Origin of the sequence: Acidisarcina polymorpha (genome assembly GCF_003330725.1) — a bacterium.
In the GTDB taxonomy this organism is placed as follows: Bacteria; Acidobacteriota; Terriglobia; order Terriglobales; family Acidobacteriaceae; genus Acidisarcina; species Acidisarcina polymorpha.
In genome coordinates, this window is the sequence record NZ_CP030840.1 from 392,923 (window position 1) to 407,352 (window position 14,430).

At 55.9% G+C, this 14,430-nt stretch carries 10 protein-coding genes and 1 tRNA gene; 3 read left to right on the top strand and 8 right to left on the bottom strand.

Annotated elements, in window-relative coordinates; translation table 11 throughout:
* Positions 1 to 92: 92 nt before the first annotated feature.
* Positions 93 to 1,319, bottom strand: a complete 1,227-nt coding sequence (locus ACPOL_RS01775) for a carbohydrate porin (protein WP_201759057.1) — start codon at positions 1,317 to 1,319, stop codon at positions 93 to 95.
* Positions 1,320 to 1,676: 357 nt separating this feature from the next.
* On the opposite strand from ACPOL_RS01775, the gene ACPOL_RS01780 reads away from it, so the two are divergent.
* The gene (locus ACPOL_RS01780) at positions 1,677 to 2,651 is read left to right on the top strand and encodes a putative antibiotic biosynthesis monooxygenase (protein WP_114205536.1); all 975 of its coding nucleotides are present in this window, start codon (positions 1,677 to 1,679) and stop codon (positions 2,649 to 2,651) included.
* 150 nt (positions 2,652 to 2,801) lie between these two features.
* On the opposite strand, the gene ACPOL_RS01785 is transcribed toward ACPOL_RS01780, so the two are convergent.
* The 3 genes from ACPOL_RS01785 to ACPOL_RS01795 form a co-directional block, all read right to left on the bottom strand.
* Entirely contained in the window at positions 2,802 to 3,404 is a 603-nt protein-coding gene (locus ACPOL_RS01785) for a GerW family sporulation protein (RefSeq protein ID WP_114205537.1), read from the bottom strand.
* An 888-nt stretch (positions 3,405 to 4,292) separates the two neighbouring features.
* On the bottom strand, positions 4,293 to 6,533 hold the full coding sequence (locus tag ACPOL_RS01790) for a choice-of-anchor D domain-containing protein (protein ID WP_161557137.1): 2,241 nt from the start codon (positions 6,531 to 6,533) through the stop codon (positions 4,293 to 4,295).
* A gap of 265 nt (positions 6,534 to 6,798) precedes the next feature.
* The gene (locus ACPOL_RS01795; RefSeq protein WP_114205539.1) at positions 6,799 to 7,464 is read right to left on the bottom strand and encodes a leucine-rich repeat domain-containing protein; all 666 of its coding nucleotides are present in this window, start codon (positions 7,462 to 7,464) and stop codon (positions 6,799 to 6,801) included.
* Between the two features lie 39 nt (positions 7,465 to 7,503).
* On the opposite strand from ACPOL_RS01795, the gene ACPOL_RS01800 reads away from it, so the two are divergent.
* Together ACPOL_RS01800 and ACPOL_RS33080 are read left to right on the top strand one after the other, a co-directional pair.
* On the top strand, positions 7,504 to 8,166 hold the full coding sequence (locus ACPOL_RS01800; protein ID WP_236657167.1) for an HD domain-containing protein: 663 nt from the start codon (positions 7,504 to 7,506) through the stop codon (positions 8,164 to 8,166).
* 142 nt (positions 8,167 to 8,308) lie between these two features.
* Positions 8,309 to 8,403 (top strand) — tRNA-Sec (locus tag ACPOL_RS33080).
* A 37-nt stretch (positions 8,404 to 8,440) separates the two neighbouring features.
* Here the strand turns inward: ACPOL_RS33080 and ACPOL_RS01805 are convergent.
* From ACPOL_RS01805 to ACPOL_RS01820, 4 genes are all read right to left on the bottom strand, one after another.
* The gene (locus ACPOL_RS01805; protein ID WP_114205541.1) at positions 8,441 to 9,199 is read right to left on the bottom strand and encodes a DUF169 domain-containing protein; all 759 of its coding nucleotides are present in this window, start codon (positions 9,197 to 9,199) and stop codon (positions 8,441 to 8,443) included.
* Between the two features lie 202 nt (positions 9,200 to 9,401).
* Positions 9,402 to 9,920, bottom strand: a complete 519-nt coding sequence (locus ACPOL_RS01810) for a hypothetical protein (protein WP_114205542.1) — start codon at positions 9,918 to 9,920, stop codon at positions 9,402 to 9,404.
* Positions 9,920 to 12,175, bottom strand: coding sequence for a tetratricopeptide repeat protein (locus tag ACPOL_RS01815; RefSeq protein WP_114205543.1), 2,256 nt, complete (start codon positions 12,173 to 12,175; stop codon positions 9,920 to 9,922). The genes ACPOL_RS01810 and ACPOL_RS01815 overlap by 1 nt, the downstream gene beginning before the upstream one ends.
* A gap of 91 nt (positions 12,176 to 12,266) precedes the next feature.
* A complete protein-coding gene (locus tag ACPOL_RS01820) occupies positions 12,267 to 14,294 on the bottom strand; it encodes a CRTAC1 family protein (RefSeq protein WP_114205544.1) in 2,028 nt (675 codons plus the stop codon).
* Between the last annotated feature and the right edge of the window lie 136 nt (positions 14,295 to 14,430).

Consider the following 14,430-nt stretch of genomic DNA (forward strand, 5'->3'; position numbering starts at 1 on the left):
CTCGATGGTAGCGGGCGATGCGGCCGAGCTGGCATCAAGTTAGCTTCATCCGAGCTTGGCGCCAATCTCTGAATGATTGCTCATTCGCTCTCTCAATACAGAAGCGTGACTCGCATGGTGACGGCCGTTGCAGCGGACAAGCTAGGGGTCTTGCCGGGGTCAGGAACATACGTCAACGTGGGTTGGAAGTAGATGCCTCCCACCAGGTGGATCTGATAATATCCCTGGATTATAGCCTCGCTGTTTCGGAACCCATCATTCTTATTCAATCGCGACACTCCCGCGCCTATGCCTAGAGAGTCGTTGGGACGCTTGGGAACCAGGCCGAAACCGGTGACGCCGCCACCTATATACTTGTCTACAATCAGCGTTTTGGACTCATTCATGCCGAATTGGAAGAAGCTGGTGACTCCGCTGTTATCGATGCCCGGTTTCGTTAGCCACAACCGTTGGCTGGCGAATGCATAGAACCCCTGGGCGCCGTCTTCTGTCTTCCCTCCGCCCGACAACTTACCAGTCTGCCCCCATGCGCCCACAGCGAAGGTGCCGGGCATTTTAAGCGAAGCAAGCTGCCAGGCGTAACCGATTTCTCCAACGTTGAAGAAATAGCCGTTGAACGCGGGTACGGCACGCAGCCCTGTCTGATCGCCCCGAGCTCCCGTGCCATCATACAGCCCATAAGACATATAAACATTCTTAGTCGGCGCCAAACTCGCCGTGATGCCATAAGCCGAGTTGTAATAGCCCGGCATGACACCGAGTAGAGTCGGATTTACAAATACGGGCGTATAGATTAAGCCCGACACCGCTGGGATGGAAAGAGTCAGGTCGTGAAGCTGTAGCGGTCGAGTCACGTTGTTAAAGTCATTCGTCGGAACAGTTTTTCCGACTCGTAACGTAAGCTTGTCGCGAAAGAGGCGTTGCCGCCACCACAACTCATAAAGTTCACTGCGCGCCAATGGCGACAGTCCGGGAAGGCTGTTATACCCTGCCACGACCCCCGCCTGTGCATTCGACGTTTGGCCGTTGAACTGAAGGTAAACGACACCGAACTGGGCTCCCGGAATCTCCATCCACTTATTTAGGTCCAGATCTAGATCCAGCAGCAGCAAGCTGTTAAAGCTTGACTTGCCAGGTTCAACTCCGCCGGAAATTAGATAATTTGCATCCCCGAGCCACACGCCTCCGAGATGAACACCTGACGTTTTGTCGAGGCCGAGCAGGCGTCCCAGTTGACCAGTGCCAATTACAATATCCACGGCACCGGGGTTTGCGCTGAGGCCGCTTTCCTCAGAGCTTTGGGCTGGTAGAGGGAGCACTGCAGCTATCCCGCAAAGCAAAACCAACATATTCTTACGAAGGAGTTTTTTTGCGACAGAGTATCGTGGCGAGGTTGCCCGGTACATCTTGCGCAACCTAGTCCCGCATCCACATTTTGCCATGAGCGAATGGATCCTATCATTCTGTTCATGCATAGTCCACGCAATATGAGGGGGAGGTCAGGGCAACAAGATCGTATTTACATTACTGATGTTACTTATGAATTATGTTGCGCCCATGCGGTCGACCGGTAAGATTAGCTGAACGGTCAGCCGGGTACCTAAGATGATCAATTATGCGCATTCTGGTCGCCATGCCCTCGTTAATGGCTCTTTGCTTTGAGGGAGAATGCGCAAGTGCCGAATGTCGTTAGCAAAGCCGGTGAAGTAGATCAAGACCTAGTTACGATCGTCACGCAGACGAGACCAATCGCTGGACAAGAGGATGCCTTCAGAAGCTGGCAGGATGAAATCCGCACGGAGGTATCGAAGTGGCCTGGCTTTGTTGAGCAGAAAGTTATTCCACCGCACCCACCTCTCCAATTCGATTGGGTGATTCTGCTCCGCTTTTCCTCTCTTGACGCCGGAACCGGATGGCTGCGTTCACCTGAACGCCTTAGGCTGATCGAAAAGCTGCAACCGATTCTCGCTGGTATTGATGATGTGCACATCGTGAAAGACGGTGCCTCCGGGGTACTCCCAGCAGCTGCTTCTGTCGTCATTTCGACACGTCTGCTACCGGGTCAGGAGAGCCAGTATCGCAGCTGGGAACAGCGTATTGCAGCCGCCCAATCTAGGGCAGCCGGCTTTCAAGGATATAGGCTGGAGCCTCCGATTGAGGGTGTTCAGGATGATTGGCTGTCGATCATCCGGTTTGATTCTCAGCAAAACCTAGACAAGTGGCTTAATTCCCCCGAGCGGCTCAATCTCATCAAAGAATCAGAATCATTCACCGAACGTTTTGACACTCGCGTCGTGCACAGCGGGTTCGACCAATGGTTTCCCCGCTCAACTACGAGTGCGCTATCCGCACCGGTATGGAAGCAGAACATGATCGTACTTCTGCTGCTTTATCCGGAAGTGTTTTTGTTTGGAGCGTTTGTTCAGCAACCACTTCTAGTCAGGCGCCTACACTGGCCGTTCTGGTTAGCACTCTTCGCGGGAAATCTCGTGGGCGTCCTGCTGATGAATCAGATCGTACCGTGGACCAGCGACCGCTTTGCCTGGTGGCTGACCTCGGCGAAGTCGACGGAGAGAAAAACCACCTTAGTCGGGCTTGGACTGGTCATTGCCCTCTATGCTCTGCTGCTCATTGCGTTCTCACGCTTTTAATGGACGCCGAAGAGCAGCCAGAATAGTATGACTCTCCGGCACACACTCACCTCGATGGATTTCTATCGGATGGATGCCCGCTGCATGCCACAAGCCTAAGCCGTGGTGCCTCTTCCGAGTGGGTGGACGTGCTTCGGAGCGCTCCACCTGTTAGCGCTGTCTCCCCGCGCTCTTCTTGCGTGCCACCTTCTTCGCAAAGGTACTAGCGGACGCAACCTTCCGTGGCAAAGACCGGGAGGTCTTCACCGGGACTGCTTTTTTCGCCTGCACTTTCTTAACCCTGGCCTTCTTCTGTGCCGGCATAGAACGCTTTCCTGCAGCTTTCTTATTGGCTGCTGATCCATATGCGGTGGCCAGTTGTTTGCTCGGCGTGTCCGAGGCGCCCAACGGATGGTTTTCTTTCGCAGGCGATCCTCCGTTGTTCATTCCTGAATTTGCGGAGCTCGATGCAATCAATGCAAAAATCTTCTTCCCATCCGGGATCGGGATGAAACGCGTTCGGGTAGGAGTAATCTCGATGATCCCAGCAGGGATGACAGACACCTGTCCGCCGCCTCCACCGCCGCCAGCTTCCTGAGCCATCCGGCGATATGGCGCAGGAGTGCTTCCACCTGCACCGAAGTCGTATCTCACCCAAGCGACTGGGATGACGGTTCGATCTGCCACTGAAACAGGCTCGGCAAAGGCCAGCTTTCCGCTCGCGAATGTGCTGATCTGTTCGCCAATCGTCTTCAATACCTTTGCTATGTCCATTGTTATGTCTCCAGTCAGAATCGTTCCTGCGCGGGTCTCTGAAGGCCCTTAGCTATCGCTACACCTGCTGCTCCACTACTAGCTCGAATGAAGGGCCGGGCTGTGTTGAGCGCCCATCTCGCAAGCACGAGTCAAGGTGAACATCATGGATAAGTTCGAGATTTCGCACCAGCAGTAGGCCGGCTGGCGAAGACCTATCCGATTGATGCGAAAGTCCCCCGCGCATTTTGCGGAAGTAGTGCCGGGAACACGCTATCGGCGGCTGGTCGAGATGATCGTAGCCGAGAGCAACACGCTCGAGTCCCTGCGCCGCTTTTCTGGCTAATTCCACCTGATCCCTTCGCCGCATCGAACGCACCGCCCACAGAAGGTATTCTTATGACGAAGTAAACTGTCGCGGTGAAGCCGGGGCAAATGGGGCAGGCTAACAGCAGTCGATACATACCTACGAAGGTTCTGAAGACGACATCAAATCGCCGACTAGCACAGAGCATACACCCTTTCCGACTTAAGGCCTTTCGCAGAGTTGAAGAGCCAGTCATCCAGCGCCTTGGAGACACCAAGTCGACGGCGCCTTGAACCGCCAAAACGCCATCCCAGTCGCCAGCAAGCGGAAAGATGTCAGGATCGGATTGGGCGACGGCCCGAGGAGAGAGAAGTCCCCAAACGAGCAGCATTGCGCACAGCAAAACCGGCTTCATGCAGTTTCCGCCTTCGGACGGCTCAATCTTAATCCAGAATGTTGCGAGACGCTTTGTTTGCCACCGCATTGGGTACAACGCTCTGCGCAATCCTCTGTACCCTTCATTCCAACGCTAATGGGTGCACCTGCAGGAACGCCCGCGCCAAAGAGCGGATCCCGGATTCTAGCGGAGAGCAGCCGCTCAATTAGCCGCAGCACTCCTCATCAAAGCCCCTGAGGTAGACGGTGCTGGGAGCGGCTCCCCCACTGGGAGTCAGCGTCAGAATGTCGTTATGATAGCCCAGCGCTTGCGGGATAAATTCCACCTGCAATGTGCAGGTGCTGCCCGCCGTGAGGCCAGCAGTACAGGTACTGCCGACAATTTTGTAGCTCTGGCCGTTGATGCGAGTGCTCACCGTCACCTTACCGGGAACACCGAAGTTGTAAATCGTGAGTGCGACAACCGGAAAGGGGTCGCCCTGCCCGTCCTCGTAGTCGGGGAATTGAACGATCTTGTTAGCTTCGAGAGCACCGACTCCGGTACCGAGGCCCCTAAGAGCGACGTTCGCAGTGGTCGGCCCATTGTTGAGCGATTCATTGGTGACCAGGGTCAGGTTGTCATTGTGGTTCCCAACAGAAACCGGAGCGAATTCCACCTGCAAAGTACAGCTCTTGCCTGCGGCCACTCCCGCCGAGCAGGTGCTCGACGCGATCGTATAGCTGGGCCCGTTGATCGAGGGCGCAAGCGTCAGCGTGCCACCGCCAATGTTGGTGATCGTCAACGGAAGCGTCGAGCTGGTGGAATAAGCGATGCTCCCAAAGTGCAGCGTCGTCGCCGAAAGCTTGGCCATTGGCGGGTCGCCAATGGTTCCCGCCAACTCGATGACCTGGGCCGCGCCACACTTGTTCAGCGCGTTGTCCGTGAGCGTAATCGAGCCGGTGGTCACGGCTTCCGAGTCTGGCCTGAAGGTGACGCGGAGTTCGCATCGCCCACCCGGCGCGAGAGAAGAGCCGATTGTGCAGTCCGAGGAAGCGCCCGAAAGCGTGGCAAATGGTCCGCTCGCAGTGATGCCGCTGAGCGTGAGTGATGCATTACCGGTGTTCTGAACATTGATTGACAACGGGATGCTGGTGGTTCCCAACGGGGTTTCGGGGAAGCTTAATGGGGGCGGTTGGGAACGATGCAGCTTGACCAGATCGCCACTAGGTAGGATGGAAAAAACATCGCCGGCGGGATTGACTGCCACGTTCTGATGGTCCGAGTATTCAGGCTTCGGAAAAGTGCTGATCGTAATAGCTGAGCTCGAGCCGGCCGGAATCTCCTCGATCTGGGGAGCGTTGCCAACGAATAGATTGCTGGCAGCGTCCGCCGCCATGTACCCTCCGTCGACATTAAAGGTAGGGGGTAGCACCACTTGACTGCCGCCACCAGCCGGCACTTCGTATACTTGCCCGGTGAAGCCAGGGAAAGTAACAAACAATACGTAAACGTTGCCCAGACTATCTATAGTCAGCGATTCTGCGCGAGCCCGATAGTCGTCGCTCGGGAAGGCGAACGGAAGGGGGATTTCAGGGCCGCCCCCGGCTGGGATTTCCGCGACCGCAAACATTTGAATTCCCGAAACATAATGCTCGTATAAAACGAAGAGATTTCCAGACCCGTCCACCGCCATGTCCAATGCCTCATCGAAGCCATCACCGAGGAGAAGGGCGGTAGGTTCACCACCGCCGGCTGGCAGCTCGACGAGGTCCAGACTTCCTCTCACAAAAACATTGCCTGCGCCATCCAATGCCGAAGGAGCGCCTACGTCCAGTCCTGCGGTGTTCAAAATGGTCGGAGTTCCGCCATCGGGAGGAATCTTCGCTATCCCGTCGATTACTCCGTCGCCAGTGTAGGCAACATAGAAATAGCCTAATTCGTCGACTTCAAAAGGACTGCCGAAGGAGGAGGAAGCTATGGCGACGGTCGTTTGTACGGCGGGATCGAACGCAATCTGTGGGGCTACTCCTATTCCATGAATCAGCGTCGTCGCCTGTAGTTTGCCGGTTGAGTCTACGATCTCGACCGCGCCCTTGCGCAATCCCGAGAAGCGCGGCGTGAATTTCAATTTAACCGTGCAGGACGTGCCCTGTGTGACCAGGCCGGTGCAGGTACTGCCGCTGGCCAGGGTGTAGTCGAGTTTCGGCGTCCCTTTGGTGACGGCTTTCGGCGTGCCAAGGGTTCCAGTCGCTGTGACCCTGTAAGTCAATGTCAGCGTTTTGTTGCAGGGCGAGGGGGAAGTTGAACCCGCTGGACAGACGTTGACGTTGCCAAAATTGAGGGCTGGCGATGCCCCGGTGTGGACTACCGATTGCCCATGCAACGAGCTTGAGGCGAAAAGAGCGAAAGCGGCTAACGGGAAGGCAGAGAGACGAAACGTCACGCGAAGGCGGAGTAGATACTTCAAGGCGGCACTCCTAGCACCAGCGGGGGACCAACCGAGGGCTTTCCAGTCGCCCCAGATCATACGCCCGAAGATTAAGATCCGCCATCACCTAGTAAGTGAATAACCAAGATCCGATCAAATCGTGACCTGCCACCTATGCTTCAACTCTGGCACGGGTCTCTCAAAAAATCCCTTGCAAGGACTTAAGCGAGCAGCCGAGATAGATAAGGCCGTGACCGACTTCGATTGCCGTTCTGAATTGGGCGGATACCGTGAGCACAGGCACTTATCTGTAAACTGCGCAACCCTTGGCTTCCAACTCAAACAGCCAGACTGGCGGCGCCAGAGTAGGCACCCAACGGAGATCCAACTTCTCCAGTTTCGGCAGTTGCAGCAAGGTATCGGGCAACGAGTGAATGGGATTCTGGCGGAGGTCCATCTGCCGGAGTTCTTTAAGACCACCAACCGACTCGGGAAGTACCGTGATCTCGTTGTTTCGCAGGTGAAGCTCTCTCAATTGCGCGAGCTGACCGATTGCGTCCGGCAAATCGCGAAGTTGATTGTCACAGAGTCGCAGTTCGATCAAGCTCTCCATTTCGCATACCGCCTCGGGCAAGACCTCGAAGCGGTTCTCACTAAGGTTTAGATAGCGAAGTCTCGTCAAGCGCCGAAGAGACACCGGCAATGTCACCAGCTCATTATCATGCAGATAAAGGAAATCGCGGAGCCCGATCAGCGCTCCAAGCCCTGATGGCAGTGCAGCAAGATTGTTGTGCCCCAGGTCCAACATACGAAGTCGCGTAAGCGTGCCAAACCTCTCAGGAACTTCGGTTAGATCATTCTCCGCAAGAACCAGAGTTTCAAGCTGGGCGGCAACTTCCCAGACCTCCTCCGGCACCTTCCCAAGGTGTTTTTTCCAGAGATTTAAATTTACAGTGGACTCAGCTGACATACCTCCGATAGTACGCAGCTGCCGAGCAGCAAAGGAAGAATGATGAACTCTGATCTATTTGCGCCATTCAATGAACTTGCGAGCAAGCTCTTACCCATGTTGTCCGGAACCGATGGTGCGCATGACGTCTCGCACCTCACGCGAGTGTGGCGGAATGTGAAGGAAATTCAGCATCATGAGGGCGGAGACTTGGAGCTTCTGGCCGCTGCGGTTCTCCTGCATGATTGTGTCGACGTGCCAAAGCAGTCACCCTTGAGGTCACAGGCGTCCCGGCTAGCCGCAGCCGAAGCGATCGCCCGGCTCACCGCCCTGGGATGGAGCGCTACGCGAATCGACTTGGTAGCATCAGCCATCGAGAGTCACAGCTATTCGGCGGGGATCGCGCCGGTCACTCTAGAAGCTTGCATCCTGCAGGATGGCGACCGCCTAGACGCCATAGGTTTCACAGGCATTGCCAGGTGCTTCTACACCGCGGGCCGAATGGGATCGTCACTTTACGAACCTTCTGACCCTCGCGGAAAACGAAGGGCCTTGAACGATGCCGACTTCGCCCTGGACCACTTCCCGGCGAAGCTGTTGAAGTTGGCAGAAGGCTTTAGAACGGTTACAGGACGATCCATCGCGGCACGGAGGCATGAGGTGATACGCAGCTTCTACTTAGGTATGTTAGAGGAGTTTGAAGATCCAGTAGAACGCGCTTGACGTTGTCGCTTCCATAATGAATGGGGTCTTGGCCCATTCCGGGGAAGCGGCAGGTGAGCTTGCGAGCGCGTCTGCATCCGCCGAAGTCAGGTCGAGTGGAGAGTGCGAGCAGTGATTCGGCGGGTACGCTGCCGAATGCGCAGGAAGCGCTCAGGCTCCGGTGATCCTCCTGGTCTTCAAAACCAGTGGGCTTTCTTAACGGGCGACGGTGTGTTCGACTCACACGCGCTTCCGCCAGAATGTTGAGTACTCAACGCGAGCCGCCTCTGCGGCATCATGCTCCCATTTCCAGCAACGACTCTTGGACAGTCGGAGCCCTCCCATTCTCGACATCGCGGCGGCGAAGCTGATGGAAGGCGGTTAGAACCTTGTTGGCATTCGCGAGCGTTTCGATTCTCTCGACATAAGCCTCAAGCTTGGCGCCCGGAATCGCAAAGAGGGCAATGTCGTCGGTGAGAACGTCAAGGTAGGCGCGGGCTCCGCAACACCCCAGACTGAGCGCGGCGCGACCGGTATTCATGACCTGCGGTACGACCGCGCATGCCGGCCTGCCCATGGCGGGGGGGTTCTGGTTCTCGACTTGTTGCGTGGCTTCGGAGAGAATCAGGCTCTGATTTGCCAGGACAAACAGAAGCACGACGTCCGGCACAAACGGCGCTCTAGACAGCGGCGAATAGAGAACATATTCGTGCTGAGACTCCAGCACTGGAATGGTCGCGAGATCCTGCGCTGTCACATAGCCGAGCTCGCCAAATACCTTGAGAGCATCCATGAGATCGCTTTGCTGGGCTGGAGATTCCTGAAGACGGTGAGTATAAACACCGATCGCGCAGAGACTGTGGTCCGCGGCGGATGTCGCAAACGCGGCGTCTGCCGCATCCTCCCAGAACCTGCATCCTGCGGGTACCCGGCCTGTATGTTCGCTCATGCCAGAGGGGATGAACCTCGAAAAGCCAAGCGCCACAGGCGGCTGCCGAAGCTCGAGTGCAGCCGCAAGCCTGGCCGCTAAATTGGAGAGCCTATCTTCGCTCATTGTGTGCATTGCTCCTTGTTCGACTGCAGTCCTTCAACCTTTTCTGCTATGAGACTGTTACCAGAGATCATTCGTCCTCAGTCTCTGATTGGCTCGACCGCCGCTCGGTCGCTGGGCCGACATAGAGAGCACCGTTGATCCTCCCCAAACAACACTTCCGCCGTAAACGTAACATACTCGGGTCATTGGCCGGAGGTCAGTGCTAGAACAACGCGCCGCTCACCTGCTCGGCAATCAATTTGGCTTTTTCCTTGAGCGCTGGACGCGCCATCAACGGGTCATGGGCCATTGTCGAACTTATGGCCACGATGAAGAGACGATCGCGCACGCGCCCGATCACCTGCTCCCCGCGCGAGTAACCCACATCGGCGGAGCAGGACACCGCTTCATTTCCTATGGCCTTGAGAGCGGTGGGCGTTGAAGTACACAAGGATTTGTGAGACACAATGGAATTATTCACATCCTTCAATGGCTGCACCATAATGCGCAGAGCGGAGTAGTCCTTTGCTGTCTTCGAATTGGTGAACGTGCAGATGGTCTGATCATCCGGGGCACTCTCCAGAGTGAGGGTCACCGACCCGTTTAGCACACCCGATGCGGTGGCCTCATTCAACCAGGCGCAGTGACCTTCTTCAGCATTGCATAGTGCGGAGATCATCACCAATCCCGCTAGGACTACCCAATCAAGCGCTTCGGTCTTAAGCTTGAAGAACTTTCTCATTACTGTGCTCCTGAGGCCGGTTCGCTCATATCGTGGACGTCATCCGTGTGCATGTGCCATGGCACACTTTCGATCGATATCTCAGGATGTTTTCGCAGAAAGTCGAGCGAGTAAGTGGGCGCGCCCGGATCGAATTTCTTAGTAACGAACAAAGCCTGCTGCTCTGCCGCCTTATCCTTCATGCCCGCGCGCCGATAGAGGATCGAGAGGTTGTAGTGCGCGGCAAGATCGTCGGGGTCGATCCTCTGCAGCTCGACAAACTGTGCCATCGCCTCATCGTTCTTATGCTGTTGGTAGTAGGAGATGCCCAGTTCCCGGCGTGCATCGCGGGAGTCCGGGTATTGCCGGACGACCTCTCGCAGGTCGGCGATCTCGGCGTCAGAGTGACCTGCCCGCCTTTCGAGAAGCGCCGCATAGTAAAGGGCCCTGGCATTATTGGGACTTAGCTCGAGCGCCTTATCGATGCCCGCGCGAGCTGACCCGTATTTCTCCCACTCGATCTCGGTGAGTGCGATGTTGGTGTAAGCGTCAGCATAATCGGGCCTGAGCTTTACCACTTCATTGAATGCACGGATAGCGTCCGCGTATTGCAACTGGTCGAGGTACCCGATTCCCAGGTTGTTCCACCGCATCCAGTCGGCGTTATCGCCAGGTTCAGGTTGGGTAGGCTCATTCTTTCCTATATTCAGCGACTCGGTGCGGGAGGCGATCTCAACGACCGGATATGCCGGATGGTCAGGGCCGAAGACATTGTTCAAATAACTCTGCCGGAAGTGACGGTAGTTCACCCGCGCCGTCAACTTGATCTCACCTTGAATCTGCGCGGGTATCCGGAATTGATACCGAACCAAAGCCGACCGTCCCGCCTGAACCGAGTTGTCATAGGCGACGGAGTGGATCGTCCAGACTTTGTGGTTGTCGACGAACTCACCCTCCAAATTCACAGGGCGGTTGGTGAAGCTGTGGGCGCGCTCGTCCAGATACCCGTCTGGCTTCAGAAAGCCGCTGTGGTAGATGTCCTTGCCGGCGGCGTCCTGCACGGTGAACTCGATCCAAGCCTCATATAGGTCGCGTACTTCGGGGATCAACGAGTGTCCGATGTTCTTATTCTGGACGACCACCAGTGCCTCGATTGTGCTATTCGGCTCCAGGCTGAAAGGGACCGACCCGAGTGGCGCAATTAGCTTTTCATCACCCGACTTCTTCAATCCCACGATATCGACATTCAGGAAGTTCCCAGCCCGCAAGAACGCGATCGTTTTCTCCAGCTGCTCGTCGAAGCCGTAATAGAATGGCACCGCGGTGTTGCCGGCGAGCCAGCGATGCGATGCGAACGTGCCATTCTTCGCCCCGTAGTCCGGCAGGACATTGGCGGCTCGCTTCATATGGCAGTTTTGACAAGTGGTAAAGTCGCCGGAATAAAACGTCAATGGGTTCCGCTTGGAAAATTTCGAGTTCTGCCATTCGTCGTATGCAGTGAACGCCCGGATGAACTTATAGTCGTTCAGGGGCGCCGGCAGATTGGCTTTGTGGCAGGCGCCGCAAAACTCCGGGGTCCGGTAGAAGCTCTGCATGACTGCTTGAGAATGGCGGTCGGTATGCTCCAATATCTCCTTGTATGGAACTTCCCCGGGGATGCGGTTTCCATTCTCATCCACCATCACCGACGGAATTCCCATAACAAAGCCGCCGTTCCCCTTGATCGACTGCAGTTTCTGAATCGAATGGCACGTGGCGCAGGTGAGCCCATCCTGGTCCATTTTCCGATCAACTTTGGAATCCTCAGTCAAACCGCCCGCCATGACGGCGACGGGGTTGTGGCAGCTATCGCAATGGCGCGCAAACTCAATGCCCTTGGTATTGACCAGAATATTCACGCTCGCCCGATAGAAGGGTGTGCGGAAGGCATTTGAGTGGAGAGCCTGCCGCCATTGGCTGTATGCCTCCTGGTGACAGTGGGCGCAGTAAGCGGCATTTGGAAATGCACCGGGCTGAACAAAATCGTCACCTTGCACCTGCATTGTTCCGGGGACAAACAGGTTGTCCTTGCCGAAGCGAAAGTTATAGGTCTCGCGGACCTTTGCGGCGTATTGTTTGCGTTCTTGATCGGACCGATCTTTAGCGGCTTGATATTCAGTAGATTGATCTTTAACTTGATCCTGGCTGAACCCTGATCCGGTAGAGATCGCGAAAGCAAGCAGACCGCCGACGGCAAAAGCCGCAACTAGAGTCAAACGCTTCCTGATGTATTGCATAGGCCATCCATAGTGTTTCAGTGCCAACTCAGTTGATATCTGCAAGGCGCTGGCATCGAGCCAGCTTGAAAAGCTCCTGCAGTGCCCGCTGCTAATTCCCAGCCGACCGTGGTTTAATCGCGGATGCAGCGCTGTTCGCGATCGCATCGTAGACACTCGGTACCAGACCTTTGCCTTCTTCGATAACAAAAAAGCGATCGACGCTCGGAAGATTGACGTGTTCGACTAAACCACTGTTCCATCGGACCTCGACGCTGTCAACCGCGCTCGCCGGTCCCAGACCAAAATGAAGCCGCTGATCGTTGGATGATTCGAAACTACCGCCGCTCATTACGTCGCCGCGTTGCCGTATCCCGCCTGCTGCTACGTAAACAGTCGCGCCGACCGCGTCGCGAGGACTCTTTGGACCGCCAACGAGCTTGAGGCCCACCCAGTGGTTAGTGTCCGCATTGACATTGCGGAGCAAAACGGGAGTGTGATCGATGCAGTTAATAACAACGTCGATTTTGCCGTCATTAAAGAGGTCTCCGAACGCCGCTCCACGGCTAGGGACGACGATCGCCAGTCCCGTGCCCTCGACCGCGGGAACGACTTCAAACGCCTTCCCTTTCTTGACGTTGTGGAACAACTGGGGACGTTCGGCGAAGGTGGTGCCCCAGTCATACTTGTCCACCTCCGGATAGACATGCCCGCTGACCGACATGATGTCCTTCCATCCGTCATTGTCGTAATCGATAAACTCTGTGCCCCAACTCAAGAATGGATAGGTGACCTCGGCGATTCCCATTTGCGGGGTAATTTCGGAAAAGTTGCCGTCGCCCTCATTGCGGAAGAGGGTCTTGTAGTCGTCGGAAAACGTGGTTGTATAAAGGTCAACCCTGCCGTTATTAAGGTAGTCTCCTACGGCCAGCCCCATCGAAGCTGTTTCACGGGCGGCCTGGTTGAGCGCAAAGCCTGAATAGAAGCTGGCGTCATCAAAGGTGCCATCGCCCTTATTGATATAGAGGTAGTTCGGGGTCGAGTCGTCGGCGACAATAAGATCTACCTTACCGTCGTTATTTACGTCAACGAAGGTAGAGGAGAATCCATAGTAGTGATGCGTATCACTCACACCGGCTTTTTCGCTGACGTCGGTAAAGGTCCCATCCCCATTGTTGTGAAAGAGATGGTCTGGCTCGCCCTGAAGCCCGCGCGGACCGCACATCACAGGCGCCCCCCGGTACTGGCAGAATCCAAATCCCACCGCTGCCGAACCCGGCGCCGGCGGGTGACTAACATCATAATGGATGTACCCGGGGACAAACAGGTCGAGCTTACCGTCACCGTCATAGTCACCGAAGCTGGCGCCTGTCGACCAGTTCCCTAGTGTCACTCCGGCATGTTCGGCAACATCGGTGAAGGTGCCATCGTGGTTGTTATGATAGAGCCGGTTTTTCCCGAAATTCGACACATACAGGTCGGGCCAGCCATCGTTGTCATAGTCTCCTACCGCGACTCCGAATCCCCATCTCCCGTTTGTTACGCCAGCCTGCGCTGATACGTCCGTGAACGTGCCATCGTGGTTGTTGTGAAAGAGCGCTGCGTGCGGTGGCTCGGCCTTTCCATCCAATGCCTCATACGTGGAGCCGTTCACTAGATAGATATCCAGCCATCCGTCGTTGTCATAATCTAGCAGCGCCACACCGGATCCGATCGTTTCCAGAATGAAAGGCTTCTGCGGCGTGCCCATCTTATGGCGCCAACCAGTAAGGCCTGCCTTCGCGGAGATGTCCTGATAGACGATCGGTCCGTTCTTGACGAAACCACCTGCGGTAATGGGCCGCTTCTCCGAGTCAAGAACGGGAGCGAATGTGCCCGCCGTTGCGGAGCCGCCTTGCTGCGGTGTTGCGGCGCTGCCACCGTAAAGCGGGGGTGTTGCTGGTTGCTGTCCATGCGCTGTCGGAGTTCCAATAGAGACAGTGACCCCAAGCAGGGCGATGGCTACTAAGCTCCACCGGGACGCCCGGAGCAGACGCAAGAAAATGACTGCTGAGTTCGCAAAGACGTAATTGGCCACGGCGCTAATTATGCGCGTATCCTCACTCCTTGTCTTCAGCCCCAGGGTGGACAAAATCACCATTCGTCTACCGAAGACCCGGAAGCTGAAGCAGGGATGTTGGCGGAACTGACCTAGTTGGCAGGGCGTCGGTAATGCCCGTGGGGAACGAAAGAGTCTCAGAAGGATCATTTGTCCGCTCGTTGCAATCCCAAGGCCT

Excerpts from the sequence above, each read along its gene's own strand:
- ACPOL_RS01785 (WP_114205537.1), bottom strand. The coding sequence starts at position 3,404 with ATGGACATAGCAAAGGTATTGAAGACGATTGGCGAACAGATCAGCACA.
- ACPOL_RS01795 (WP_114205539.1), bottom strand. The coding sequence starts at position 7,464 with ATGTCAGCTGAGTCCACTGTAAATTTAAATCTCTGGAAAAAACACCTT.
- ACPOL_RS01800 (WP_236657167.1), top strand. The coding sequence starts at position 7,504 with ATGATGAACTCTGATCTATTTGCGCCATTCAATGAACTTGCGAGCAAG.
- ACPOL_RS01805 (WP_114205541.1), bottom strand. The coding sequence starts at position 9,199 with ATGAGCGAAGATAGGCTCTCCAATTTAGCGGCCAGGCTTGCGGCTGCA.
- ACPOL_RS01810 (WP_114205542.1), bottom strand. The coding sequence starts at position 9,920 with ATGAGAAAGTTCTTCAAGCTTAAGACCGAAGCGCTTGATTGGGTAGTC.
- ACPOL_RS01815 (WP_114205543.1), bottom strand. The coding sequence starts at position 12,175 with ATGCAATACATCAGGAAGCGTTTGACTCTAGTTGCGGCTTTTGCCGTC.
- ACPOL_RS01820 (WP_114205544.1), bottom strand. The coding sequence starts at position 14,294 with ATGGTGATTTTGTCCACCCTGGGGCTGAAGACAAGGAGTGAGGATACG.